16 protein-coding genes are annotated in these 26538 nt (G+C 34.1%); 3 read left to right on the top strand and 13 right to left on the bottom strand.

Features of this window, described 5'->3' with window-relative positions; all coding sequences use genetic code 11:
* Window position 1: 1 nt before the first annotated feature.
* The 12 genes from C8N41_RS03420 to C8N41_RS03475 form a co-directional block, all read right to left on the bottom strand.
* Window positions 2-853, bottom strand: coding sequence for a polysaccharide lyase (locus C8N41_RS03420; RefSeq protein ID WP_115838226.1), 852 nt, complete (start codon window positions 851-853; stop codon window positions 2-4).
* 7 nt (window positions 854-860) lie between these two features.
* The gene (locus tag C8N41_RS03425) at window positions 861-1895 is read right to left on the bottom strand and encodes an alpha/beta hydrolase (RefSeq protein ID WP_115838227.1); all 1035 of its coding nucleotides are present in this window, start codon (window positions 1893-1895) and stop codon (window positions 861-863) included.
* A gap of 19 nt (window positions 1896-1914) precedes the next feature.
* Window positions 1915-8091 (bottom strand): choice-of-anchor Q domain-containing protein, encoded by a 6177-nt coding sequence (locus tag C8N41_RS03430; protein ID WP_115838228.1) that lies wholly within the window; start codon window positions 8089-8091, stop codon window positions 1915-1917.
* A gap of 327 nt (window positions 8092-8418) precedes the next feature.
* Window positions 8419-10059, bottom strand: a complete 1641-nt coding sequence (locus C8N41_RS03435; protein ID WP_115838229.1) for a T9SS type A sorting domain-containing protein — start codon at window positions 10057-10059, stop codon at window positions 8419-8421.
* 24 nt (window positions 10060-10083) lie between these two features.
* Entirely contained in the window at window positions 10084-12372 is a 2289-nt protein-coding gene (locus C8N41_RS03440) for a T9SS type A sorting domain-containing protein (RefSeq protein ID WP_170137081.1), read from the bottom strand.
* A 353-nt stretch (window positions 12373-12725) separates the two neighbouring features.
* Window positions 12726-14849 carry a right-handed parallel beta-helix repeat-containing protein gene (locus C8N41_RS03445; protein WP_115838231.1) on the bottom strand — a complete coding sequence of 708 codons (2124 nt, stop codon included), beginning with the start codon at window positions 14847-14849 and terminating at the stop codon, window positions 12726-12728.
* A 12-nt stretch (window positions 14850-14861) separates the two neighbouring features.
* Window positions 14862-16013, bottom strand: a complete 1152-nt coding sequence (locus C8N41_RS03450) for an alpha-hydroxy acid oxidase (protein WP_115838232.1) — start codon at window positions 16011-16013, stop codon at window positions 14862-14864.
* 6 nt (window positions 16014-16019) lie between these two features.
* Window positions 16020-17399, bottom strand: a complete 1380-nt coding sequence (locus tag C8N41_RS03455; protein WP_249033235.1) for an FGGY-family carbohydrate kinase — start codon at window positions 17397-17399, stop codon at window positions 16020-16022.
* Window positions 17400-17406: 7 nt separating this feature from the next.
* Complete coding sequence (locus C8N41_RS03460; RefSeq protein WP_115838233.1) at window positions 17407-18678, bottom strand: TIM barrel protein; 1272 nt, start codon at window positions 18676-18678, stop codon at window positions 17407-17409.
* Window positions 18679-18699: 21 nt separating this feature from the next.
* Window positions 18700-20799 (bottom strand): bifunctional aldolase/short-chain dehydrogenase, encoded by a 2100-nt coding sequence (locus C8N41_RS03465; protein WP_115838234.1) that lies wholly within the window; start codon window positions 20797-20799, stop codon window positions 18700-18702.
* Window positions 20800-21216: 417 nt separating this feature from the next.
* On the bottom strand, window positions 21217-22299 hold the full coding sequence (locus C8N41_RS03470; protein ID WP_115838235.1) for a formylglycine-generating enzyme family protein: 1083 nt from the start codon (window positions 22297-22299) through the stop codon (window positions 21217-21219).
* Between the two features lie 149 nt (window positions 22300-22448).
* Window positions 22449-23216 carry a patatin-like phospholipase family protein gene (locus C8N41_RS03475; protein WP_092445739.1) on the bottom strand — a complete coding sequence of 256 codons (768 nt, stop codon included), beginning with the start codon at window positions 23214-23216 and terminating at the stop codon, window positions 22449-22451.
* A gap of 157 nt (window positions 23217-23373) precedes the next feature.
* Here C8N41_RS03475 and C8N41_RS03480 point away from each other — a divergent pair, with 157 nt between their 5' ends.
* Window positions 23374-24219 (top strand): EcsC family protein, encoded by an 846-nt coding sequence (locus C8N41_RS03480; protein WP_147298923.1) that lies wholly within the window; start codon window positions 23374-23376, stop codon window positions 24217-24219.
* 375 nt (window positions 24220-24594) lie between these two features.
* Window positions 24595-24804 (top strand): hypothetical protein, encoded by a 210-nt coding sequence (locus C8N41_RS03485; protein WP_249033236.1) that lies wholly within the window; start codon window positions 24595-24597, stop codon window positions 24802-24804.
* Here C8N41_RS03485 and C8N41_RS03490 read toward each other — a convergent pair.
* Complete coding sequence (locus C8N41_RS03490) at window positions 24801-25391, bottom strand: riboflavin synthase (protein WP_115838237.1); 591 nt, start codon at window positions 25389-25391, stop codon at window positions 24801-24803. The genes C8N41_RS03485 and C8N41_RS03490 overlap by 4 nt on opposite strands.
* A 51-nt stretch (window positions 25392-25442) precedes the next feature.
* Between C8N41_RS03490 and pdxA the strand changes: the two genes are divergently transcribed.
* A complete protein-coding gene (pdxA, locus tag C8N41_RS03495) occupies window positions 25443-26483 on the top strand; it encodes a 4-hydroxythreonine-4-phosphate dehydrogenase PdxA (RefSeq protein ID WP_115838238.1) in 1041 nt (346 codons plus the stop codon).
* Window positions 26484-26538 lie beyond the last annotated feature (55 nt).

The following is a 26538-nucleotide window of genomic DNA, read 5'->3' on the forward strand; positions in this document are numbered from 1 at the left end:
CTTAAAATTCGGGTTTTAATGTTGTCACTTTTATCTTATCAAACAACGCAAAGGAATCGTTTTGTGGAGCCCAATCTTCTGTAGCGCCTCCGTGAAAAGTTGAAAAATAAAAAGAATCAATATCACCTTGATCCCATAAACGATAGCGGACTTCTGTATCATCAATTACTTTTACGCCATCGATCCAAACCTGCATAATTCCGTTTGGTAAGTTGTTTTGATTTAATTTTATTCTTTGGGTTAAGCGGTACCATTTTCCGGTTTCAAAATATATTCCAGAATCTACAGAATCTCCATATTCTGAAGTCATATCCATATAATAAAAATAGACTATGGCTTCAACGCCAGCATTTCTATTGACCCACATGTATCGTGCGCTCCAGCCTTCACCATTGTCGGGATGATTTCCACCCGTGTACGTTGAACCACCACTGGTTAAACCAGGTAGTTTACCACCTTCTCTAAAATCGAACCCTTCTTCGAAATATACATAATAGTCCAAATAATATTCATTTGAAGCTGGTAAGGTTTTAATGAATTGAACACCATTAGTTTCTGGTCCAACAGTGTCTTCAGGATAATCTACTTTTAAAACGTGTCCTTTTTCTCCGTCAGGATCATCAACAATATTGGCGTTATCACCAAGTAAAGACCAACGGATATCTCCTCCTTCACTTATTAAATTTTGTGTTGTATAGGTTCCTTGTGCTGCGGTTTCAAAATCTAATTCAAAAATTATATTTTCAGCAATAGGTGTTTGTGGGTCTTCATTGTAATCCTCAACGCTTTCCTGAGCACAAGCATTCAGCATAATGCCATTAAAGAATACTATAAATAAGATTGTATTTTTCATAATTCTACTATTTGGTAATCCCTAAGTGTTTATAGATAAAGTTTTTTGTGTTCTTAACTGCTATTTTTGATTCTGGAATATCATAATGACCTTGCCAAACATGCCACATCCCTTCATAAATATCTAACTCTACATCTTTATTGTTTTCTTTTAGTTGTCGATACATTCTAAGGGAATTACTTAAAAATATTTCTTTACTTCCCACTTGAATTAGAGTAGGGGGAAAGTCTTTTGAATAATCGCCATACACTGGCGAAACGTATGGGTTTTTCCATTCCGATCTTGGGGCATAAGCTTCTGCACAATTTTCTAAAAATCCTTTATAAATTAATGTCGGGTCTGTGTCTTTTAATGTATGATAGGAGTCTCCTATCTCATCTAAATCTAACCAAGCCGACCATAATACAACTGAACTTGGTAAATTTATTTTTAAATCTCGCATTTTTAAAATTGAAGCGACAGTAATTGTGCCTCCAGCGGAATCACCATATATGGCAATATGTTCTGCTTTATAAGTTTTTAATAATGCTTTATAAGCTGTAATAACTTCATCTAATATCTGATTAAACTTTGCTTGTGGTGCTAAGGTATAATCAATGGCTATGATTCTTAAGTTGCTTGTATCTGCTAACGGAACACTTGATAATAAAGTGACATCAGCAGGATAAAAAACGAAACCTCCTCCATGGATGTAGATAATGACTTTGTCGGATTCTTGGTAATTCTTCGGTTTAATGTCAATTGCTCTAATGCCATCAAGAAATATGGTTTCTACACTAGGTTGATATACTTCTAATAACTTAGCTAAAGGTTTTTCTGCTTCAATTTGAAACTCCCGTTGTCTCTCCACCCACGCTGAAATTGGAGCATCATATTTTGGTAAATTTGCTCCAGCGTTTCTACCTTCAATTGTCCAATTTCTTAACATCGTTTTGGCCTCTTCAGAAATTGTAGTAGGTATGGCTAATTCGTTTTCAGCCTTGTGGTCTATATTTCTCTCTTCTTGAGATGAAGTTAAAGTGCTATTAGGGATTTGTTTCATTTTTAAATATACTTCTTAATCAATTAACGATTAATTTTTGAGTAAATATTTTTGATGTATTTCTTAATTTCAGAATGTATACTCCAGAATTCAATTGTATGTCGGCATGCATTGTATTAGATTGTGTTGGCTGCACATGCTGTTTAAATACTAAACGACCTGTTAATGAATAAATTTCAAGAGTAGATTTCTGATTTAACATACGACTAGAAATAGTAACTTTACCTTCATTAATAGGGTTTGGGTAAACACTTACAGTTGAATTTTCTATTTCAAGTATTTCTTTTGTGTTATTGTTATAAGCTTTTCCTAGAGTGAAGGCTGTATCAAAATTTAAAACAGGTCTATAACTTGATGTTGTATGGTCTTGAGATGCGATATCCCAATAGTTATAATTCCCTGATCCATTATAGTCTAAACTAAATCTGAAAAATATGAAGTCTCCTGTAACAGCTCCGTTATCTAATTGATTATTGATATAGTTAACAATATTTTGAGACGACGAACTTTGAAGATTCCCTTGTGGTGAATTTAAATCTAAAATATCATCTTCTATTGCCGTAGCTGTTAGGTCTGTATCATAAACTCCTGCATAATAATCGGTACTTAAAATAGTACTACTACTTCTATATGGCAACCCATAAAGATCGACTTTATGCGCTAGGTTTCCACCATTTTGTAATAGGTGAAAATTTAAGGTAGCAGAGGTAAGCCTTTCGTTTTGTGCTAACGTTGGAATCTGAAAAGGAATTATAGCAGATGTTTTATTGTTTGACCCTATTCTATGCGTATGATATCCTACCCACTGCATTCCTCCATTATCATAAACCGTTTGGTCATCCATAACTGCCTCTACGATGTAATTATTTTGTTGAGGTAAAGCATAAACTTGTATATTTAAGATAGCGCTATCATTTAATTCCCCATCGTAAACTGTAACAGTTATGTTTGAAGTACCTTCATCTCCTGAAATAGGAGATAGTGTTATTGTTGCTGTTCTGTCTCCATTGTCAACAAGAGTTGCATATCCAGGTGCATTGTTGATTGCAAACGATAATGCATCAGCATCAGCATCTGTTGCAGATATATTTATGATTTTAACGTCATCAACATTTAGAGTTTGACTTACTAAAGTAGACAATACAGGTGCATTATTAGCCGTAGTTGAGTCATTATTAACTATAATATTTAAGGTTTCAGTATCAATAGTAGTACCATCGTTTACAGAAATAGAAATATTATTTGTTGATGCATCTCCAATAGCTGGAGCAATAGTTAATGTAGCCGTATTATCGTTATTATCTATAAAGGTTACAAATGAAGGTAAATTGTTTGCTGTAAAACTCAATGTATCTCCATCGGTATCTGTAGCAGAAACAATTATATTTAAAATGTCACCTTCAGTGATGGTTTGATTTCCAATTGGTAATAAAACAGGAGCGGTATTTGTTGGCGGTGTATACCCTGATGTATTAATAACAATTTCAGAATAATTATTCCACCCATTAACATCACTTCCTGAACCTACTATTCTAATATATTTTGCTGAGACATCTACAAAATCAAAATGTTCCGCAGCTGTTGTAGTTCCTGTACTCGTAGCTGAATGTACTTGAGTGAAATTACGTCCATCTGTTGAAACTTCGATTACAAAACTATAAGCTCTTTCATCACCTAAACCAAAGCTAATATCTACTGATTGAACTGTAACAATTTCGCAAAAGCTTTTTTGTATCCACTGATTACCCTCAGCAGCCCATTTTGTTTGATTATCTCCATCAAAAGCATTTGATGAAGGATTATATGCCCATTCATCATCTTGATAAGTACTTGCCCAATTGGTATCACATTCATAAATAAAAGTAGCAGAAGAATTAGAAGCTGTATTTCCAGCATAGTCTTCTACATTGTTGGCTGTAATTGTATAGGTCGTATTCCCATTTAAAGCAGAACAGGTTAATGTTACCGTTTTATTATCTTCTGATAAAGAGGCTGAACTTATAGTTGCACCTCCGCTTAAAGTATAATTTCCTGGCAACTCTGAAGAAGCGTTAGTCACACTTTCGCTAAAAACAATAACAAATTCATCATTAAAAAACGTATTATTTGCATTTACAATAACCGGCGAAGTTATATCTGCACTTGCTTGAAGTTCAAATGCGCCACAGTCCACTGCTGCACCAACAGATCTTGGGTCTCCATTAATATCTAAAGTAGTAAGACCTGCATTAACACCAGCATCAATTGCAGAACTTCCGGCTTTTAAATTAAAGTCCAAATTATTAAAATCCTCATAAGTATTGATAGCGTCAATTGCAGATACTACAATGTTATATTCTACTGTATTAGTTGTTTCATCATAAGTCCATGGTGTATATTTTGCGGCTATATTATTTCTTATAATATTCCCTGTACTTCCGTTACCTTGCTTATCATTTTTTATTTGTATCCAAGGAATGGCATCGGTTACAGGATTGTAGGACGTAGGGGTTTTAGAAACTGTATTATTCTGAATTTTACAATTAATAGCTCCTGTAAGGGTAATGCCATGATAGTGATCGGAAACGACTAAATTATTTTCCACAATGACATTTTCGGTATGACCGTCGGTAATAATAATACCTTGCATGGAATACCCTATTAAATTATCATTAACCATCGCCTGAGTTATAGGGTCTGCAAAGTTGAATATTTTATTATTCCTAATAACGACATCCTCTATGGTTCCTGCTGCAACATTATCCTTGTCGTACATCTGTATACCATCATCATGATTTATATTGTAATCTTCGATATAAGCATCTCTAATAATATTATTTTCGTAAATAGCGTGCGAACCTAATGCCCTAATAGCATCTGCGCCAAAATTATCAATTAAGTTATTTCTAATTTCAGCATAATCACCTTCTATTTGTAATGCAAAATACACATTTTTGATGGTGTTGTTATTAAAGATTATATTATCCCCACGAATAATAACAGCATCTTCAGAATTTGCATACCAATCGTTTTTAGACCAAGTTGAAGAATCATTTGCACTAGAGAACGTACAGTTTTCAATTTTTAAATACGTGGCATCGTCTTTTGTTAAAAACATGTAATCTCTTGCGAAATTACCGCCAGATCCATCAGTTGAAAATGTTAATCCATCAAATGCCCAATAAGATCCATTTTCAACTTGGACAGAGGCTAAAACTGGATGCTCTCCACTTAACGGCTTTATAGTTACATAATCTGAATGCGTACCAGTCATATAAGGGCTTCCGTGAGCCCCTGAGAGTAAGTAAATTACATCACCAGAATTAAACGTTTTTTGAGCAGTAAATACGTCTTGTAAGCTTTTCCATGGGCTAGCTAGTGTTCCAGGATTACTCATAGATCCATTAATTGGATCACAATAATAGGCCGTTCCGGCTACATTAATTATTTCAGAAACACTAACAACAAAGTTCAATGTGGTAGTATCTATAGTATCTGATGCTTGAACATCAATGGTATAAGTCCCTGCATCACCTTCAGAAGGTGTAAATTCAAATAAGGCTGTACCATCACCATGGTCTGTAAATGTTGCAAAATTTGGTAAGCTTGTAGATGTTATTGTTAAGGTATCATTATCACTGTCGGTTACCGAAATATTTACATTAAGTATATTATCTTCTTCGACAGCTTGGTTTGTTACATTAGCAATTATAGGAGCATTATTCAAGGGAGCCGTTCCCTCTGGGTTTATAGTTACTAGAATAATTTCTTCAATTGAATCCGTTCCATCGGTTACAGAAACGGTTATATTATAAGAATTAGCATCTCCTATTTGTGGAGATAAAGTTAATGAAGCCGTACCATTTCCATTATCAACAAACGTTGTAAAATTTGGTGCGTTTGTTATTGAGAAAGTTAAGGTGTCATTATCTGAATCAGTAGCAGAAATTGAGACTTCTAAGGTTTCAAGTTCGTTCATTGTTTTGCCTCCAATTGAAGCTAAAATAGGGGCATTATTTGCTGGAGGAGCTACTGTGCCTGTATACTCGTAAGCTCCAGCATCTACACTAGTTCCCATAGATCTAGGATTGCCCTCTAAATCTGTTACAGCTAGGTCTGTATCAACACCTGCATCTATAGCAGGGCTCGTAGCTGATAAATGAAAATCATTAGTTACATAATCAACAAAATAATTACTATAGTTAGCATAATTACTACCATCTATGGTTATATTATGTTCTACTGTTGAGGTTGTGTCATACGTCCATGTTGTATATTTTGCTGAAATATTATTTCTAATGACATTATTAAAATTAGTCTGACCTGTTTTGGTTTGATCTGTTAACATGATCCATGGGACATGATCAGCATCAGAATATAGAGGTGATTGAACCACAGTATTATTCTGTACTTTACAATTACGCGCGCCGTATAATGATATACCATGATCTTGATTATTACTAACAATATTATTTTCTACAATCCAACCATCAGCGTAACCATCGGTAATTATTATTCCTTGCATTAAACCTCCAATTAAGTTATTTGATTGAACAAAAGGAGTTACTGGATCTGCAAATAACATAAACACGTTGTTACGAAGTGTAATGTTTGAAATTTTCGGATCACTTTGTAAGTTATAAGCTTGAAAACCATCATCATGCTGAATAGCGTAATCGTTAATATAACAATCTCTAACAGTATTGTTTTCATATGTAGAATTACTACCTAGACTACGTATAGCGTCTCCAGCGAAATTATCAATTAAATTATTATGTACTTCTGTAAACTCACCTCTCACTTCTAAAGCGTGGTACGTGTTTTTTATTACATTATTTTCTAGAAAAGCGTAGTCACTTCTTATTTGAATACCACTAGTCACATTATTGTACCAATCTGTTTTGGTCCACGTTTCTATATTTTCTGCAGAGGATATTGTTGAGTTTACGATTTTAGTATGATGCGAATTTACATCCGAAGAAAATAAAACTTGTTCTTTAGTTTTATTATTATTTGTACCATCAATCTTAATACCATCAAAAGCCCAATACGAGGAATTTACTAATTGAATTGATTTGATTACTGGAGCATTTCCGCTTAAAGCTTTTACCGTAACGTAGTCGTTAAAAGACATATTGTTAATATATGGATCTCCATGATCACCAGACATTAAGTAAATTATATCACCAGAATTAAGGGGTTTATTTGTATACACTACTGCAGCTAGCGTGCTCCATGGGTTTGCTTGTGAACCGTCATTGTTGATATTTCCGTTTATAGGATCACAATAATAAACTCCAGCCACAGGTGTTTGGTATGCTGATATGACAATAGAAATAGTTTCAGTAACCGTTTCAATACCATCACTAACAGTAATGGTTACTGAATATGTTGATGCGTCTCCAAGTTGTGGATTTAAAGACATGACAGCTGTACCGTCACCATTGTCGATTAAAGTTGCAAAACTTGGTAAGGTGCTAGACGTTATGGAAAGTGCATCACCATCCATATCACTTGCGCTAATGTTTACATTTAAAGTTGATTGTTCTTGAACATTTTGATTGCCAATAAAAGTAAGTGTGGGTGTTGTATTCGAGGTATTGGAAATAGCGATATCCAAAATAGGCCTATTACTAGTAGTTCCATTATCTTGCGAAGCTAAATTCCATGTTTCTGAACTATTAGCGTCTGCACTAAAACGAATAAAAACAAAATCCCCTCCTACAGCACCAGCTGAGTATTGAGCATTTAAATATGAAACTAAATTTTGCTGAGTATTGGAGTCTAAATTTACCAATCCAGTGACATTATCTTCGAATATATTATCTTGAATTAATGTTGCTGAAGTATCTAATGCTCCCACAAAATAATCAGTATTTAAATCTACGGTAGATGTTGTTCTAAAGGGTAGACCGTATAAATCGATATTTGTATTACTTGGTTGGTTACTATAAGAAATAACTTCAACAGCTAAATCTGCAGTTGTGATAGATTCTCCAGGTTGTAAAACAGGTAATTGAAATGGAATAATATAGGCTTGTGCATTATTATGGCCTAACCTTGCGGTTGTTTGACCAACCCATCCCCAAGAGGTGTTATCGTTTTTAATGGTAATATCGTCTGAATGCGCTGAAATAATTTGAGAATTTTGTGCCTCTGCAGATATAATTCCTATTAATATCATTATAAATGCATATTGAAATTTTATGATGTTCATAATAAACTATTTTTAGTTAGACAATCGATTGTATTATTGTGAAAATGTTTTTAAAAATTTGATAACACTTTGCTTGAGGCTACACTAAATTATCAATAGTAATATTTCTTAATCCCTTTTGTATTTTATGCCAATACTTCACTTAATTATAAGGTTAGATAGGTTTAATTAAGTCAATTTGTTTGCTGCATTTACTTTTTAATCCTTAAACGGTTATTTGAGAAGTTCCTATTTTAGAACATGGAAGTACTAGATTACTTAAATAATAATTATTAAATAGAAAACGAGGGCATATATTAATCCCTCGTTTTCAAAAATTGCTATTAATTACTGAATGATTAATTTTTGTGTTTTAGAACGCGTTCCATCTTGAAGTTTAACGATATACACACCTGATTTTAAATTTAATGTTGTGTTAAAAGAATTTGCCAAATTTGCTTCAACTTTTTCAGAATGGACTAACTGACCTGTTATTGAGAAAATAGTTAATTTAGAATCATTACTAAATCCGTTTGATGTAATTGTTAACTTACCATCAGTTACAGGGTTTGGATATAATTTTAAAGTTGATTTTTCTACGCTATCTACAGATAATTCACCATCTATAGAAATTGATAACGTTGGTGCATTAGCAGTTGAACCATCGTCAACTCCAAAATAATGAGCACCAGTAGTTGCTGGGTCATCTACATTTAATCTTAAAAACACATAATCACCTTCAACTGCACCAGCATCATATTGCGCATTTAAATAGTCTACTAAAGCATTATCTCCATTAGCATTTGTTTCTTCAAAACGTGCAGTATCTAAAGATCCAGCATCTACATTTTTTGAAAAGTAATCATCCTGAATTGCTGTAACATCAGCTGTAGCATCTGGATACGCGCCATCATAATGGTCTGCAGGATAAATAGTGCTAGCCGCATTATAAGGAAGTCCATATAAATCGACATTAGAAGATATCCATTCGCGACCATAATTGACATGTACTTTTAAATTTGCAGAAACTACCAACTGACCTGATGGACGCGCAGGTAATTTAAATGGAATAATACCACTTGTTGTAACTGGGCTTCCGTCTGCAGCACTTGCTCCTATTTTTAACGAATTTATTCCGCCAACATTATTTCCATTCAAATAAGGATTGTTAGCAGGCAAAGCAGTTATATCAGAAACAATACCATCAACGTGGTAAGCTTGATCTAAAACCATCTCTGGCACCAAATCATAATCTGTTGTTGGGCTTACCTCAGCATCTTCTACTTCTATAGTTAATGTTGGTGCGTTTGCAGTTGAACCATCATCAACTCCAAAATAATGAGCTCCAGTAGTCGCTGGGTCATCTACATTTAATCTTAAAAACACATAATCGCCTGCAACCGCACCAGCATCATATTGTGCATTTAAGTAGTCCACTAAAGCGGTATCTCCACCAGCATTTGTCTCTTCAAAACGTGCTGTATCTAAAGATCCAGGGTCAACATTTTTTGAAAAGTAATCATCTTGAATTCCTGTAACATCAGCTGTAGCATCCGGGTAGGCATCATCAAAATGGTCTGCAGCATAAATAGTGCTAGCCGCATTATAAGGAAGTCCATATAAATCGACATTGGAAGATATCCATTCACGACCATAATTGACATGTACTTTTAAATTCGCATTAACTACTAATTTTCCTTCTGGGCGCACAGGTAGTTTAAAAGGTATGATGGCACTTGTTGTATTTGGGCTTCCGTCTGCAGCACTTGCTCCTATTTTTAACGAATTTATTCCGCCTACATTATTTCCATTTAAATAAGGGTTATTTGCAGGCATAGCAGTTATATCAGAAACAATACCATCGACATGATAGGATTGATCTGTAACAATTTCTGGTGTAACATCATAGGATGTTGTTTGGGCTTGTAATGCAAATGGTGTCACACCTAATGCAATTCCCAATAAAGAATTTAGTAGCGTTGTTTTCATAGTTTATTGTTTTAAAGAATTAGTTTATTGTATGATTAGTTTTTGTGTTTTTTGGGCTATACCATCGGATATCTTAAGAAGATATAGCCCAGCATTTAAATTCAAATTTGTTTCAAAATTTGAACTTGAATTGCTTGTAATTATTTCACTATGAACTAAACTACCTGTTAAAGAATAGATGTTTAGTTTCGTGTTTTCTGATTTAAATCCTTTTAATACGATGGTTAATTTGCCTTCTGTTACTGGATTTGGATAAAGGCTTACATTTGATTGATCGAAAGCATCAACGCTTAAAACATTTTCAATTTCTAACGTTAAAGTGGGTGCTTCTTCTGTTGATTCATCACTTATACCGTAATAATGGGCACTTGTAGAACCTGCTGTAGCATCTACACTTAACCTTAAAAAAATGTAATCTCCTGCAACGGCACCTGCATCGTATTGCGCATTTATGTATGCTGCTAGGTTGGTATCACCTTCCGAATCCGTATCTACTTGTCGGTCTGTTAAAATTAAGGTGCCAACAGGTTCATTGCCATCTACATCTCTAACAATAAATCCATCTTGTAGTCCTGTTGCTGTTCCTGTGGTGTTAGCAAAAGAGCCATCATAAAAATCATTTGGAGATATAGTGTTAGAGCTATTATATGGTAATCCGTATAAGTCGATGTCAGAAGAAATCCAGTGTCTTATGTAGGCAATGTTCACATTTAAATTAGCGGCTGTTACTAATTTACCAGGTGGACGAACAGGTAATTGAAAAGGAATTATAGCATTTGTTGTAAATCCACCACCAGTTGATGCACTTGCTCCAACTTTTAAGACTTTGGTGCCATCGATGTCGTTTCCATTAAGCCATGGATTTGTACTACCCTCTTCTAAATTAACAACATCAGATATGATACCATCACCAGTAGGTGTTATTATGTATTCTGTCGTTGGTTCTCCACCAGAATCAGGACTAACCGTTAAGTTAAAAGATTGTGATGTGATACTCCTTCCATTATCTGCAATGACGGTAATATCTTGGTAATCACCAGCATCTAAAAGTGCAGGTGAAAATATAATGCTTCCAGTATTGTCGCCATTGTCAGTTAAGACTCCAAAACTTGGTAGGTTAGATGTTGTAAAAGAAATGGGATCATCACCAACTGTAGCTGCTGAAAAATCTAATTGTAATGTAGCTTCTTCAACCATAGATTGATTTTCTATAGAAGGAGAAATTATTGCAGGGTCCGAATCTGCAACACCTGCTATTGTAACTTGACCTGCGTCTGGTACAGTTTTTACTAACGTATATTTTTTACCATTATGTGTTATGATTTCAGAGTCTATAGGCTCTCCATTTTGTATGGCGGTAACATTGACCCAACTATTGTCAATTCTTATTTTAACAGTTAAAGGAAAATAAAAAGCGGCGTCTAACATGTCGTCTGTTAATGTGTATTTTATTTCACTTTCTGAAACATTATCTATGGTTAAATTATGCGTTGCAAAAGATTGAGAGTATTGTGTAACCTCTGTAAATCCGGCAACCCACAATTCTGGTTTGTTTGCTAAGTATTGTAAAAATTCATTAGTGGTAATTTCACCAGCCTCATCTAGACCATGGAAATGTGTACTGCCCCAACCACGATAGTAATTTGTGCCGTATAATGTATTTTCGTTGTCCAAAAGTGGTAATATATACTGGTCTCGGTCTGTATCGTTACCGTAAATATGAACATTAGAAATGCTATTAACATCTAAATAATTAACAGTGTTAGATTGATTTAGAATGCCTTGGGTGCCTCTAATTCCAATAAATTGTGTTCTAGCAATGGTTTCATTACCTTCTCCATAAGGATAGGCATAGGTTAAACATTTATTAGAGCCAGAAGTTACTTCTGTATCAATAGTGGCAACTGTGGCTTGTAATTTTGCGAGATAATCCGCATCAGACAGGTTGGTTTCTCCTTCTGCTGGGTTAGTATACCAATTTCTATCATCGTGTCCATCTATTTGACTTCCTAAAGCCGCAAGGTCATTATAAAGACTCCAATCTTGAACATTATATGCCGGATCTGCCTCAGTAATCACAAACCACGAAAAATGGAACCCATATTCAGCAATCATCGATGTCCAAAAAGGAATATCTTGTTCGTTATTATCATCAATGGTGATTGTGAATGCGGCTAATTTGTCATCATTCCATAAGCAGACATCTCCTTCACCTACGACTTCTGGCCAAACTTTATCTGTTACTGTAAACCTTGTTCCGACAGCCGGATCGAGATTAAAAGTGTTTTGTCCAATCGATTGTATGAAAATCATTAAGAAGACGAAAAGGGTAATATTTTTTTTAAACATTTGATTTTTATTGGGAATTATTATTTGCTTCTGTGTTTGATATAGATATGGCTAAAAACAGAAAGCGCTACTCTCAAATATAAATACAAATAGCTGACTAATCCTAGTGTTTTCCGTGCTTAGCTCAATAAAACAGACAAAACTAACAAACAATTAAACAGATAGTATAAACTTCAATTGTGCTTTTTGAGAATAATTGGTGAAATGTAGATAATTTTTATGAGAAATTTAAATTTTGCAAAATCAATTGTCAATTTAATAACTTTTAGGTGTGATTAAGTGTAATTTGTTAAAATTTAATTATGTAACATCATCAATTACCAAACGAAGAAAATTTGTTTTTTTGTTTCACCTTCAGTAGTATATTCTAATAAGTATTTGCCAGTAGGTAGTTGTAATTTTTCACTTCGAAAAACATCGCCTGAAAGGTCAGAAGTATTTATAGTCTGTTCAAAAACCTGCTCACCTGAAAAATTCAGCAATTTAAGTTGTACAGTTTTACCTTGTTTAAAACCTAAGAAGTAAACATTAAATTCTCCATTATACATAGAGTTTGGTGCAATAACGACATTATTTTTAATAGATTCGATATTGTTGGTGGCCTCTTCATTAAGTTCAGGGTATCCAACAGTAATTTCAAGTGTTGGTTGGTTTTCTTTTTTGTTACCGTTAGCGCTTACAAAGTTCCATCTATTATAATCTGAAACATCCTTGGAGTTTGGGTTCATTCTTAAAAAGATATAGGCCTCAGAGTTTGTTTCTGCTTCAAAAATGGTGTTCAAGTAATCTTTGAGTCCTTTTTGCCCAAGGTTATTTGTTTTAATGTCTCCAGAATACATATTGGAGTCTACAAAATTATTCTGAATGGGTCTTGCCGAAACATCTTGTCCAAAAGTACCTTGATAATAGAGGTCTTCAGTAACCCAAAAATTTGATTTTGGAGGCAACGCATATAAATCAATGCCTCCTTCTGGTTGATTATCTATTTTAGACAAATACACTTTAAAATTAGCAGATAGAATTTTTTTGCCTCCAGGGATTTCTGGAAGCTTAAATGGGAAGACTCCAGCACCGTCAATATTTTCGCCAACACCTCCAATACGAATTTGTGGTTGGCCATCCCAGTCTCCTTTACCTTTGGAGTGAATCTGTCTATCTGAAGCTTCCGAAGGTATTTCAAAAACCTGATTAGCCTCATCAATTTTAGTATACTCAAAGGCTCCAATATTAACAAAGTAACCTAAGGACCGTTTGTTTTGACTTGCGTCTAAATTTGGTGCCATATCCGATGTTCCACTGTTCAGAGCTTTTGAATTAGGGCCTAAAGAGAAATCAAACAAAGCCCAATTATTAAAGCATTTGTCATAATCATGTACGGAGACAGGAAGCGTTAGATTATAATCAGCAATCCCTTTTATGTTCTTAAATAGGACATCATTAGACAGGTTATTTCTTATAAACAGATTTGAAGAATCATTTTCGCCAATGATCTGTATGGCAAGTGGTGCATTTGTTTCGCTTTTATCGTTGAAATTTAAACCAAAATAGGGATTTACAACTGTATTATTAATGATTTTTAGATTGTTCAATTGACCAGTAAGAGATATCCCTTTTATACCATTTGTAATAATAACATTATTCTCAAATATACTTTCTGAAATAATGGTTTTCAATCCATAAATACCATTTAATACTCCTATTTGCGCTCTATTTGATTTGGTGAAATTGATAATTGTATTACCTCTAAAAATGTTACCTTTTGTTTCTTTCTCGGTAAAATATATACCAGAATTTACTTCAGCATCTGTGGCTATACTTTCTTTAATTAAGTTGTATTCTAATAAATTATAATCTGCTAAAATCGTAATGGCATTATGGCTGAAAAACTCGATACGGTTATTCCGAATTTGAGTTTTTTCACCAGAAACTATAATGCCGTTTTTGTAATTCGAAATGACATTACTTTCTATTTTACATTGCTTACCTTTGATCTCAATCGCAGTGTAATGGTTGGCGTTTGAAATAAAATTATTTTCCGTTAATCTGATCTTAGAACTATTTTGATGTATAAAAACAGTATTTGAATGTAGGGCTCCATTGAAAGTAATGTTATTAAGAATCCACTTGGATGCAGGAGATTCTTCAGTTCCAAATGTTATAGCATTTATTGTAGGATTTTGGCCTGTAAGTCCGGAAATAGTAATATATTTTTCGTTTTGGCCTATAACTTTAACGTCTCCATGATTTCCGGAAAGTAAGAATATAGCATCACCTGCTTTAAATTCTATTCCTTTTCCAAAAACACTTTCTAAGCTTCCCCAAGGATTAGCTTTACTTCCGTCGTTATTTGTATTCCCGTTTACCGGGTCACAATAGAAATCAGTTGCGTAGGTCGCTTGTGCGAATAAGAAGAAAAGAAAGAAGTAGCCGTAAGTTTTCATAGTAATTAAACGTTATTGGTTGATTAAAAAATTCGGAAAATCTTCTGTTTTTTCACAGTTCAATTGTTCCATTACTTGTTGTAATTCCGTTTTTAATAACGATATAGTATGGTCTCCTCCTTGTTTTCCTAATGCCGAAACACCATACATAAATGAACGTCCTAAAAAGGTGAATTTTGCACCAGAAGCTAAAGTCCTAGCCACATCTGGACCAGAACGAAGACCGCTGTCCATCATAACCTCAATCTTATCTCCATATTTCTGAGCAATGGTTTTTAGCGGTTTTATAGTGGATTGTCCTGCGTCTAGTTGTCGTCCACCATGATTGGAGACTATTATGCCATCTAAGCCTAATCGTATGGCCTCTTCAGTGTCATGCTCAGAGGCGACACCTTTTAAAACGAGTTTTCCTTTCCACATATCTCTAATAGGCTTTATTTTTTCTTCATTTAATCGTCCACTAAAGGTTTGATCCATAAACTTACCTAATTGTCTTAAATCTAAACCTTTTGGCATGTAGGGTTTTAACGTTTCAAAACTGGGTTGTCCGTGTTTTAAAGTTTCTAGAGCCCAATGTGGTTTTCCTAAAATTTGTAAAATATTTTTAACAGACATTTTTGGTGGCATAGCTAAACCATTTCTGATATCACGAGGTCTGAATCCAAACGTTGGAACATCACATAGTATAACAAGCACAGGGCAATGTGCAGCTTCCGCACGTTTAATAATATCATCTCGCAATCGATCTTCTGTTGGGTGATATAATTGAAACCATGCTTTACCTTCCGTAAGCTCACTAGTACGCTCAATACTTGTTGTGGTAACTGTACTGAGAATAAACGGGATGTTGTGGTTAAATGCCGCTTTTGCTAATATTTCAGGGGAATTTGGCCACATTAAACCTTGTAAGCCAACTGGTGCAATGCCGAAAGGAGCATCATATTCTATTCCAAAAAGTTTCGTTTTTAAAGAAGCACCAGAGTGGTTTTTTAAATAATTAGGTTTTAATTGTACGTCTCTAAGCTCAGATGTATTTCGGTGCAGGTTGACATCTTCATTGCAGCCACCATCTAAATACTCAAAAGCAAATTTTGGTATTTTTTTTTGGGCTTTTAACCTTAAGTCAATAACCGACGGATATTTCGTGTTTATCTTCAAATTCATCGTGTTTTACCTTAGAATAAAGGGTATATGTTTTTTCAATCCGTAATTCTTTTTTAAAAAATTAGAATCTAATTTACCATCCATAATTACTATAGCGGCTCCTAGTGCCGAACCTAATGAAGAGCAAGTTGATCTCACTTTCAGGTTACGTAAACGATGTGTCAATAATTTTATAAATACATCATTATCGCTAAACCCTCCATCAATATACAATCGTTTTATTGAACTGTTAGTGCCTAATGTGGTTTTTATGCTTTGTATTTGTAGATCAATAAGCTCTATCATTAATTGATGATAGGCGTCTTGATAATTGTCAAATTTGAGGTTCGTTTTCTCTGGTGTTTCAGTGTTGTCTATATATTTCCACTTAAAACATGGATCAAAATTATGTGATAATCTGTCGAAAATTTGGCTATTAAATGCTACCGATTTATGTTGATCTAGTGGCACATCAAAATATTGACTTAATTGTGTAATTTGATGTATGTATTCTTTTCCTAGTAACAATTTTGCCGATTTCACAGGTTTACCATTAACCTTCATGTAATTAATGGTGTCATTTTGAAGGGCTTCGTTGGTTAATGATACGTCGGAATACGGATTAAGTGATACACTCCAAGTGCCAGTAGAAACCAAAACAAATGGTTTTTTAGACCCTTTTAAATAAGGTATGAGTGCTGAAGAACTATCATGAATACCCACTCCAATTTTTATACGTTTTCCATTATAGTATTTAGAAATACATGTTTCAGTTGAAACAATTGGAGGAAGTATTTGGTCAATGTCTTCTTTATAAACCCAACTGTGATAATCTTTTTTACCATAATCCCAAAGTGAGGTGTGGCAGCCAATACTTGTAAATTCACTAAGCGGAACACCTGTAAACATATAACTAAGATATTGTGGCAAGTGCAAGGAATACGAAATGTTTTTGAATACGTCTGGTTGCTTATATTTTAGCCAATACAACTGCATTCCTGAATTTAACATGCCAGATGGTGGTGCACCTGTTTCTATAGAAATATCTCCATACGTGTTATTAAACTGTTCTAAGATATCTGAAGGAATAGGCTTTAAATAATTATAAAGCGGTGTTAGTAGATCCCCGTTTTTATCTAAATGAACAAGACTTGCTCCGTATGTAGAAAAATTAACAGCTGTAATAGTGTATGTGTTGGAATCTAAAATATTTTTAAATACTAATTGTATCCATTTTTGAAGCGCATGAATATCTTCTGTTGGAAACCCATCTTCATCAACAATTTCTTCTAAAGTGGTGTACTCTTTATAGACTTCGTTATAATTAGTATCGAATAGGAAAAACTTTTTATTAGTCTTCCCTATATCGAATATTGCTATAACCTCTTGTTTTATTGGAGTACTCATAGTGTTTTTACAAACCTGTTGCAGTAGAATTCATTCCTCTTTCTTTAATCAATACATTTCTAACATCAAGCGACCTATATGCTGAAATAGGATCAATGGCTCCATTATTCCTTAATCGGGCTTCTGCTAAAATTGTTTTTACGTCTGTGTTAAAAGCATCTTGTAAAATGCGTTGTGCAGTTACAACATCATTTTTCAATTGTGCTTCTTCAAGTGCTTTTTGGTTAATTAACAATGCTTTTGCATAAGCCGTTTCAATGGCTTCAATAGACTGAATTAAATCCTCTAAAGGGTCTTTTAAATTATGGCTTGCATCAATCATCCAAGCGGGAATTGGGTTATTAGCTGGATTGTTTTCCATTCCAAAAACCAATTCATTGAATATTAAAAATAACTGATAAGGTTTCATAACACCAACACTTAAATCATCATCACCATATTTACTATCATTAAAATGAAAACCACCCAACATGCCTCTTGTCATTAATGTGGCTACAATATGCTCAATATTTGTGTTTGGTAAATGATGACCTAAGTCTACCAAGGTATACGCTTGTTCACCTAAATCTTTAGCCAACATATGAGATGTTCCCCAATCTTGTATGACCATAGAATAGAAATTTGGCTCGTAAGGCTTGTATTCTATAAATAGTTTCCAATCAGCTGGTAGATGAGCATAAATTTCTTTTAAACTTGCTAAGGTGTTTTCAAAAGCACGTCTAAAATTGAGCTGTCCGGGAAAATTAGATCCATCTGCTAACCATACAGTCAAAGATTTTGAACCTAAGGCAATTCCATAATCAATAACGGCTTTATTGTGCGCCACGGCTTGATCTCTAACCTTTTTATCTGTATGACACAGAGATCCAAACTTGTAACTGTATTCTTGGTTGTCTTGATCTTGAAACGTATTAGAATTCATGGCATCAAAATGAAGCCCTAAATGTTTTGCTTTTTCTTTAATGGCATTAGCATCTTCAGGAATATCCCAAGGAATATGTAAAGACACTGCATTTGCAGATTTGGTTAAAGCATTAATAACACCAATATCTTCTAATTTTTGTTCTAAAGTACTAGGTTCACCTCCAAAACCGAATCTTCCAAATCGTGTGCCTCCGGCGCCTAATGCCCAGCTTGGTATGGCTATATTATAATTTGAAATGGTATCAATTATATGTTCTAAATTGTCGTGTTTTTTTGACAATTGTGTCAAATTTTCTTTATGCTCAACTAATAAATCTTTATTTAAGCCTACTATTTGATTTTGATGTATTTGCATTGTTATAGTTTTAAAGGCTGATTATCGCACAAAAGCATTTGCCATGCCTCCATCTACATTAATAATGTTTCCTGTACTTTTATCTAAAATAGCAACTAAAGAAAATACACCATTTGCAATGTCAGCCGGATAAATAATTTCATTTAATAAATTTCTTTTGGCGTAATGTGCAGGTAATTCTTCAACTGTAATGCCATAGGCTTCAGCGCGTCCTTTTGCCCATTCGCCTTCCCATATTTTACTGCCAACAATAACACCATCTGGATTCACAACATTCACTCTTATTTTATCTGCCCCTAATTCTGCAGCTAATAATCTAGACATGTGTTGTTGTGCTGCTTTTGCTGTACCATAACCTACATTGTTAGGCCCTGAAACGAGACCGTTTTTACTAGCTATATTTACAATATCTCCACCTAATTTTTGTTTTTTGAAAATAGTAACAGCTTGTTTTGCTAATTCAAACTGACCTTTAACTAATACATTTTGCAAAATATCCCAATCTTTATCTGTGGTTTCTTCTAGTGGTTTCGAAATTGCTAATCCTGCGCTATGCACTACAATATCTACGCCTCCAAAAGCTAAACAAGCTTGTTTGTAAGTGTTTGCAATAGAATTGCTATCTGTAACATCTCCTTGAACATAAATTGCTGTATCATTTTTATACGTTGCGATGGCTTCTTTTAAGCGGTCTTCTGATAAATCCGTAAGTACAACATTGGCACCTTCTGCAGCTAACTTATCGGCAATGGCTTTACCAATGCCTCCACCAGCACCAGTTATTAAGGCTACTTTTCTAGACAATGCTCGTTCTTTTGGCATGCGTTGTAATTTAGCTTCTTCCAATAACCAATATTCAATATCAAAGGCTTCTTGTCTAGGCAATGATGTGTATTCTGAAATGGCTTCAGCACCACGCATCACATTAATGGCGTTTATATAAAACTCACTCGCTACACGAGCTGTTTGCTTATTTTTTGCAAAACTGAACATGCCAATGCCTGGATACAAAATAATGACTGGGTTTGCATCTCGCATTGCAGGACTTGTGTCGTTTTTACAAGTCTCGTAATAGGCTTCATATTCTTTTCTATAACTATCAAATGCAGGCTCTAGTTTTTCAAAAATGAGTTCCGTGTTATTTACATCTTCTGATGGACTTAAATTGAGTACTAATGGCTGAATCTTGGTTCTTAAGAAGTGGTCTGGACACGACGTTCCCATGGGAGCCAAACGTTGCAAATCTTTACTATTTATAAAATCTAAAACTTTATCGTCATCTGTGAAATGGCCAATCATTCTGTTTTCAGAAGCACATAAGCCTCTTAGTATTGGTGCTAATACGGCTGCTTTTTCTAGGCGTTCTTCTTTTGGAAGACTTTCAACTGTTTGGCCGCCAAAAACCTCTCCATTTTCAGAAATTTTGTTTTCGATATAAGCAGATGCCATCTCTATGACTTCTAAACTGTTGATATAGCAGTCGTATGAGGTATCTCCCCAAGTGAATAACCCATGGGAACCTAAAACAATGCCTCGAATGCCTGGGTTGTCTGCTAAACATTGTTCAAGCATTAAACCCAATTCAAAACCTGGTTTTTTCCAAGGCACCCAACCCATGGTGTCTCCCCAAATTTCTTTGGTTACTTTTTTACTGTCTTTTGCAGCAGCTACGGCAATTAAAGCATCAGGATGTAAATGATCAATATGCTTAAAGGGTAACAATCCGTGAAGTGGAGTATCTATTGATGGTGCTTTGCTGTTTAAATCAAAAATACAATGATTGAAAAGTGCCACCATTTCATCCTCATAGGCAACACCTCTGTATACTTTTTTTAAGTCTCTTAAGCGATCGGTATATAAGCCTGCAATTCCGCTTCTTGTTAGGGTGCCAATATCTCCTCCAGAACCTTTTACCCACATAACTTCAACATCTTTATTTGTTAAAGGATCTTTTTCAATGGTTTTACAACTTGTATTTCCTCCACCGTAATTGGTAATTCTTAGATCACTACCTAAGATGTTAGAACGATATAAAAATTGTGCGACTTCATCATTTTTTATTTTTTCTACTTTGGTGTCGTCCCATAGATAATCTACATAACGGTAATTTTTTATTGACATATTTGTGGGTTTGTATATTAGAAAAGCGTCGTTTTTTACAGGTTTAAAAAACTTCGACTCTTCTCAAAAGTACATAAATAGCCCACTAATCCTAGGGTAAACAGAGCCTGTCCTATCATAAAAGACAAATAAAACAAGTAATTAATCAGATTGTATAAATCTTATTACTCGAATTAAATTGAAGTGAGTATGGAGGTGTTAATGAATAATAATATTGGCCAATTATTCATTTAACTATAACGATGTTCTTTTAACAACTTTATGTAAAGTTGAAGTTTGAAAGTGTATAGCGTCTATAAAAAAATGTACTTGTATCGTCTGATAAAATAGACTTTATTTGATTGCATAGCGAGTGATCGGAGTATAGTATTTAAATAATAAAAGGGAATAGTGAAATGCTTCAAATAAAATACTCTATTATTTTTTCAGATTTAACATACTTGGTGTGGCTACAGTTCTAAATCCCATATGGTCTGACCCAGAATCTAAGGAAACACCCATTTTTGCAGAAATTCTAAAACTCGCGCAGTAAGAGGCATGACATAAAAATGAACCACCTTTCATTACATGTTCTACCTGATAAGGATTATTAGGATTAAAAGGTGAAGCAGCTCCTTTTGGATTTTTAATAGGTGTAGTGGTGTCTAATTCTTGGTAATATTTTACATTAAAATAATCACTAGTAATTTCCCATACATTTCCAGTCATATCGTATAAGCCAATACTATTAGGTGGGTATGATTTTACGGGTGAAATAAATTCAAAACCATCTTTAGATTCATTAATTGTTGGAAAAACCCCTTGCCATGTATTGGCATTTGTATTTAGTTGATTTATGTCATTTCCCCAAGTAAAAATAGTGTTAGTGTTTTTTCCTTGAGCGGCAGATTCCCATTCCGCTTCAGTTGGTAGTCGTCTGTTGGCCCATTTACAATAAGCGAGAGCATCTTGGTAAGCGATATGTACTACTGGATAATTGTCTTTACCTTCTATAGTAGATTCGGGACCTTCAGGATGTCTCCAATTAGCACCTGTTTTCCAGGTCCACCATTGTCCATAGTTTTCCATGTTAACAACTGCATTAACATTTTTATTAAAAATTAAACTACCTGGCTGCAAAATAGAATCGTGGGGTTTTGGTGTATTTGGAGGTAATTCTTTTTTCATATCCTCCCAATCAATCTTACGTTCTGCAATAGTCACATAACCTGTTGCGTCAACAAACGCTTTAAATTGTTTATTGGTAACTTCAGTAATGTCTATGAAAAAGCCATCTACCGTGACTAGATGAGCAGGTTTTTCTCTTGGCATTGCATGGGTGTCAGAATCTTTAGCACCTTTTAAAAAGGTTTTTTTTTCAATCCAAACCATACCTTCAGGTGCTTCTATTTTAGAAATTTTTATTATTTCTTTCGATTCCTGCCTAGTCTTATTTTTACAGCCAAAAGCCATTGAAATTATCAATAGTAAAAACGAGGTGTAAACAAATTGATTTTTCATAATACGTTTATGTTGAGTTAAAAATACTTGAAGAAAATTAAATAGTTACTTTCATTTGAAATTATTTCATTCCATTGAAAATTTATTTCACTAATTTATACGTTTAAGTAAAGATTTACCTGTGTAGTGGCAGTAGAATAATAATAACTTTAAGATGTAAATAAGTCCTTATGATTTTGAAGTTCTTTTACAGCTGCCGTATAGCCCAAATTAAAAATAACATCCATATTACTCATCCCAAAAGTACTATACTTAACCAGTTCTTGAGGTGAAATAACCATATCACAATCAGGAAATTTATTAGAGGACTCCGCGGCAACTTTAATTTTATATGCGCGTTCTATAACGGAATAAGAATGTCTCAGATCCTTTATGCTTACTGTTTTTAAAGGATTAACACAAACACCTATAATTTTGTCGCATTTATTTTTTAATGGTTCTACCGGAAAATTATTTAAAGTTCCACCATCAACATAGAAATTGCCATCAATTTCGGTCGGAGTAAACACACCTGGAAAAGATGCAGATGCAATGATGGGCTTTATCAGAGGACCTTTACTAAAAATGGTTGAAGTGCCATCAATAATATTGGCCGCAGGAATAAATAAAGGTTTTTTTAAATCTTCAAAACTATCTTTCGGTAAATAGGTTTTAAGATCATCATAAAAATTTTCTGAATTTAAGAAACCAGGTTTTTTTCGCGCAAAGCGTTTAGCGTGAAAAAGAGGAATGGTTTTAAAGAAAGTTAATATTTCTGACCAATGAACTCCCGCAGCATATAAAGCTCCAACAATGGCACCTGCGCTGGCGCCAGAAATGTGTGTGGCAAAAATGCCGTGTTCTTCTAAGGCCTTAATAACACCAATATGCGCTGCGCCTCGAGCACCACCACCAGAAAGGACTAAACCTATATTCATGATATAAAAATACAAAGTTGCTTCGAATTATGTAGTGATTTTTGTGATTTCATGTAATAACTGATTTAAAATTATTTTTTATATTATGAGAGCATCGGAATTTTGTAACCTTTCCCTTAACTTATCGACACATATTAATAAATAACAATCCTTGAATTTGCAAACAAATATTATAACGCCAGAAGATAAAGCTGCCTTAATGCGTGCAAAATCGAACATGCAAAATTTAGGTTGGGCCATTCGTAATGTGAATAAAATTGGTAATACCGTGGAAACTGGGATTTCTTACGTTCCTGAAAAAGTGCTAGTGAAAGTGGAAAAGATTACGGAAAAAGTTTTACTTCAGATTATAAAAGCCAATTTGCTTACCATTCAAAAACATAAAACATTTAAAAAGCCTTCGAAAACGACTTATAAAAGTATAGTGACAGGCACAGGAGCGGTTAGTGGTTTTTTTGGAGCGTCTACAGGTTTCGGAACTGCTATATTTGCTTCCGAAGTCGCTATAACAACTAAGTTTTTAATGCGAACTATAATGGATATCGCACGAAGTGAAGGTGAGGATATTTACACTATAGAAGGACAAATGGCCTGTTTAGAAGTTTTTGCTCTTGGTGGTGACTCTAAGGACGATGACGGTATGGAAATGAGTTATTACACGACACGTATGGCATTAAATTCCGCTTTGAATAATGTATCAGTCGCCAGCATAAAAATGGGTATAGATAGTTTAGTAAAAGGAGTTGGTACGTTAGGGTCTAATGTGGTAAGCAATTTTTTGTCAAAAATTACTACACGATTAAGTCTTCTTATTAGCGAAAAATTTTTGGCACAAGCTGTGCCAATTGCTGGTGCTATTGGAGGTGGTGGGTTAAATTATGTCTTTGTTAATCATTTTCAAAATATGGCAACTGCACATTTTACCGTACGACGATTAGAACGAAAATATGGTGAAGCTGAGGTAAAATTGGCTTACGATAATGTAAAAATAGATTTAAATTAAGGGGCTATAAACGTTCTCAACCTTTTTTAGAATATCTAATCTCAAGTCGCTTATTATTAGTATGTAAATTTCCATTACTGGTCATTTTATTATCTGGAATTTTCAGAATAATTTTTATGGCAATGTTTTACTTTTTATATTGAACTTGTTGGTAGTTAAACGCTTATTTTGTGATTTGAGCGAGTTCAGTGTGTCCTTTATATAATTTTAATATTATATTTGCATTAAATAGTAATGAAAAATGTAGGTAACTTCCCTAATTTAACCCCATTTTATGCATTTTATCGATTAAATTTACCGTTTGAAGATGTTTTTTAGTAATTTTAATTTTGTCAACTCAATATTTTTAATACTTTTACACCATAATTAAATAGAATGCATAAGAAAAATATGTTTGCCTCTGTCTTAGTTTTTTTCGTTGGTTTTGCATCTATGGCTCAAGGTACTACAGGAAATGTACCTCCACCGCCTGCACCACCAAATCCACCTGGTCTTCCCATAGATAGCGGTATAGTCGTTTTATTTTTACTAGCTTTAAGCTTTGGTGTATATAAAACGTATAAATTATCTAAACGAGCAGCTTAGTTGCGTAAGTCATTTAATCGCTTTACATACTTTCCAATAACATCAAATTCTAAATTAATAGTATCACCTATGTTTAGAGATTTAAACGTTGTATGATTAAACGTGTAAGGTATAATAGCTACAGAAAAACTATTTAATTGAGAGTGTACGACCGTTAAACTCACTCCATTAATTGTAATAGATCCTTTTTCAATAGTAATATTATTGAGAGATCTATCATACTCAAAAGTGAAAATCCAGCTGCCATTTTCATCTTTTTTATCAATACATATGGCAGTCTGATCTACGTGGCCTTGAACAATATGTCCATCTAAGCGATCACCAAGTTTCATTGCGCGTTCAATATTAACATCTTCATTTTGTGTAAGTAATGCTAAATTTGTCTTGTCTAGGGTTTCTTGTATAGCTGTAACGGTATAAGTATCTCCTTCAATACCAACAACCGTTAAGCACACACCATTATGAGCAACACTCTGATCAATTTTTAATTCATTTGTTATAGAGCTTTGTACTGTAATATGAAGATTCCCTCCCTCTCTATTTAAGCTTTTTATGGTGCCAAGATCTTCTATAATGCCTGTGAACATAATTTGTACTTTATTTAGTTAAATTTGCAGTTACAAAGTTAAAGACAAAAAATGAAAAAAGACGAAAAGATAATTGTTGGGATTTCAATCGGAGATCTTAATGGTATTGGTGCAGAAATAGTCATTAAAACATACGAAGATCCTAGGGCTTTAGAATTAAATACACCTGTAATTTTTGCCTCGGCGAAAACCATGCAGTTCTTTAAGAATCATTTTAAAAGTAAAATTAATTTTTATAGTATAGACACTCCAGATAAAATGGTTCATGGAAAAGTTAATGTTGTTAATGTTTGGAACGAACCTGTAAAAATTGAATTTGGAAAAGAAGATAAAAAAATTGGACAATACGCTATAAAGTCTCTCGAGGCTGCCACCAAAGCTTTAAAGGAAGGTACGGTTGATGTTTTGGTTACAGCTCCGATAAATAAGCACAATATTCAGTCTGAGACATTTAATTTCCCAGGTCATACCGATTATTTGGCGAAAGCTTTAAATGGAAAAAGTTTAATGTTTATGGTGTCTGATGAGTTACGTGTAGGCCTATTAACAGACCACGTGCCACTTAAGGATGCAAGTAAGACCATAACGGTAGATCTCATTAAAGAGAAGATAACCACGGTTACGAAATCTCTAATCGCCGATTTTGGAATTAGAAAACCTAAAATAGCAGTTTTAGCTATTAATCCTCATGCTGGTGATAATGGTGTTATTGGTAATGAAGATGATACGGTATTGAAACCAACGTTAGAAAAAATTAAATCTACAGGGACTTTAGTTTATGGGCCATACTCAGCAGATAGCTTTTTCGGTTCTAATACATATAAAAATTTCGATGCTATAATTGCGTCTTATCACGATCAAGGTTTAATTCCTTTTAAAACCATTGCTTTTGGGAAAGGAGTTAACTATACTGCAGGTTTAGATAAGGTGCGAACTTCGCCAGATCATGGAACAGCCTATGAGATTGCGGGTAAAGGACTTGCCGATGAAAGCTCTATGAAACAAGCTATAGTTCTGGCAATTGAAATTTTTAGACACAGAAAAGAGTATAATTACTACAGTAAAAACCCTTTAAAAAAAGGATCTAGATAGTTATAAACAAAATTTGTTGATATCTAGGCGTTAAATTAGGAAAAAGTTATATATT

The sequence above is a fragment of the Winogradskyella sediminis genome, assembly GCF_003387355.1.
GTDB classification, from domain to species: Bacteria; Bacteroidota; Bacteroidia; order Flavobacteriales; family Flavobacteriaceae; genus Winogradskyella; species Winogradskyella sediminis.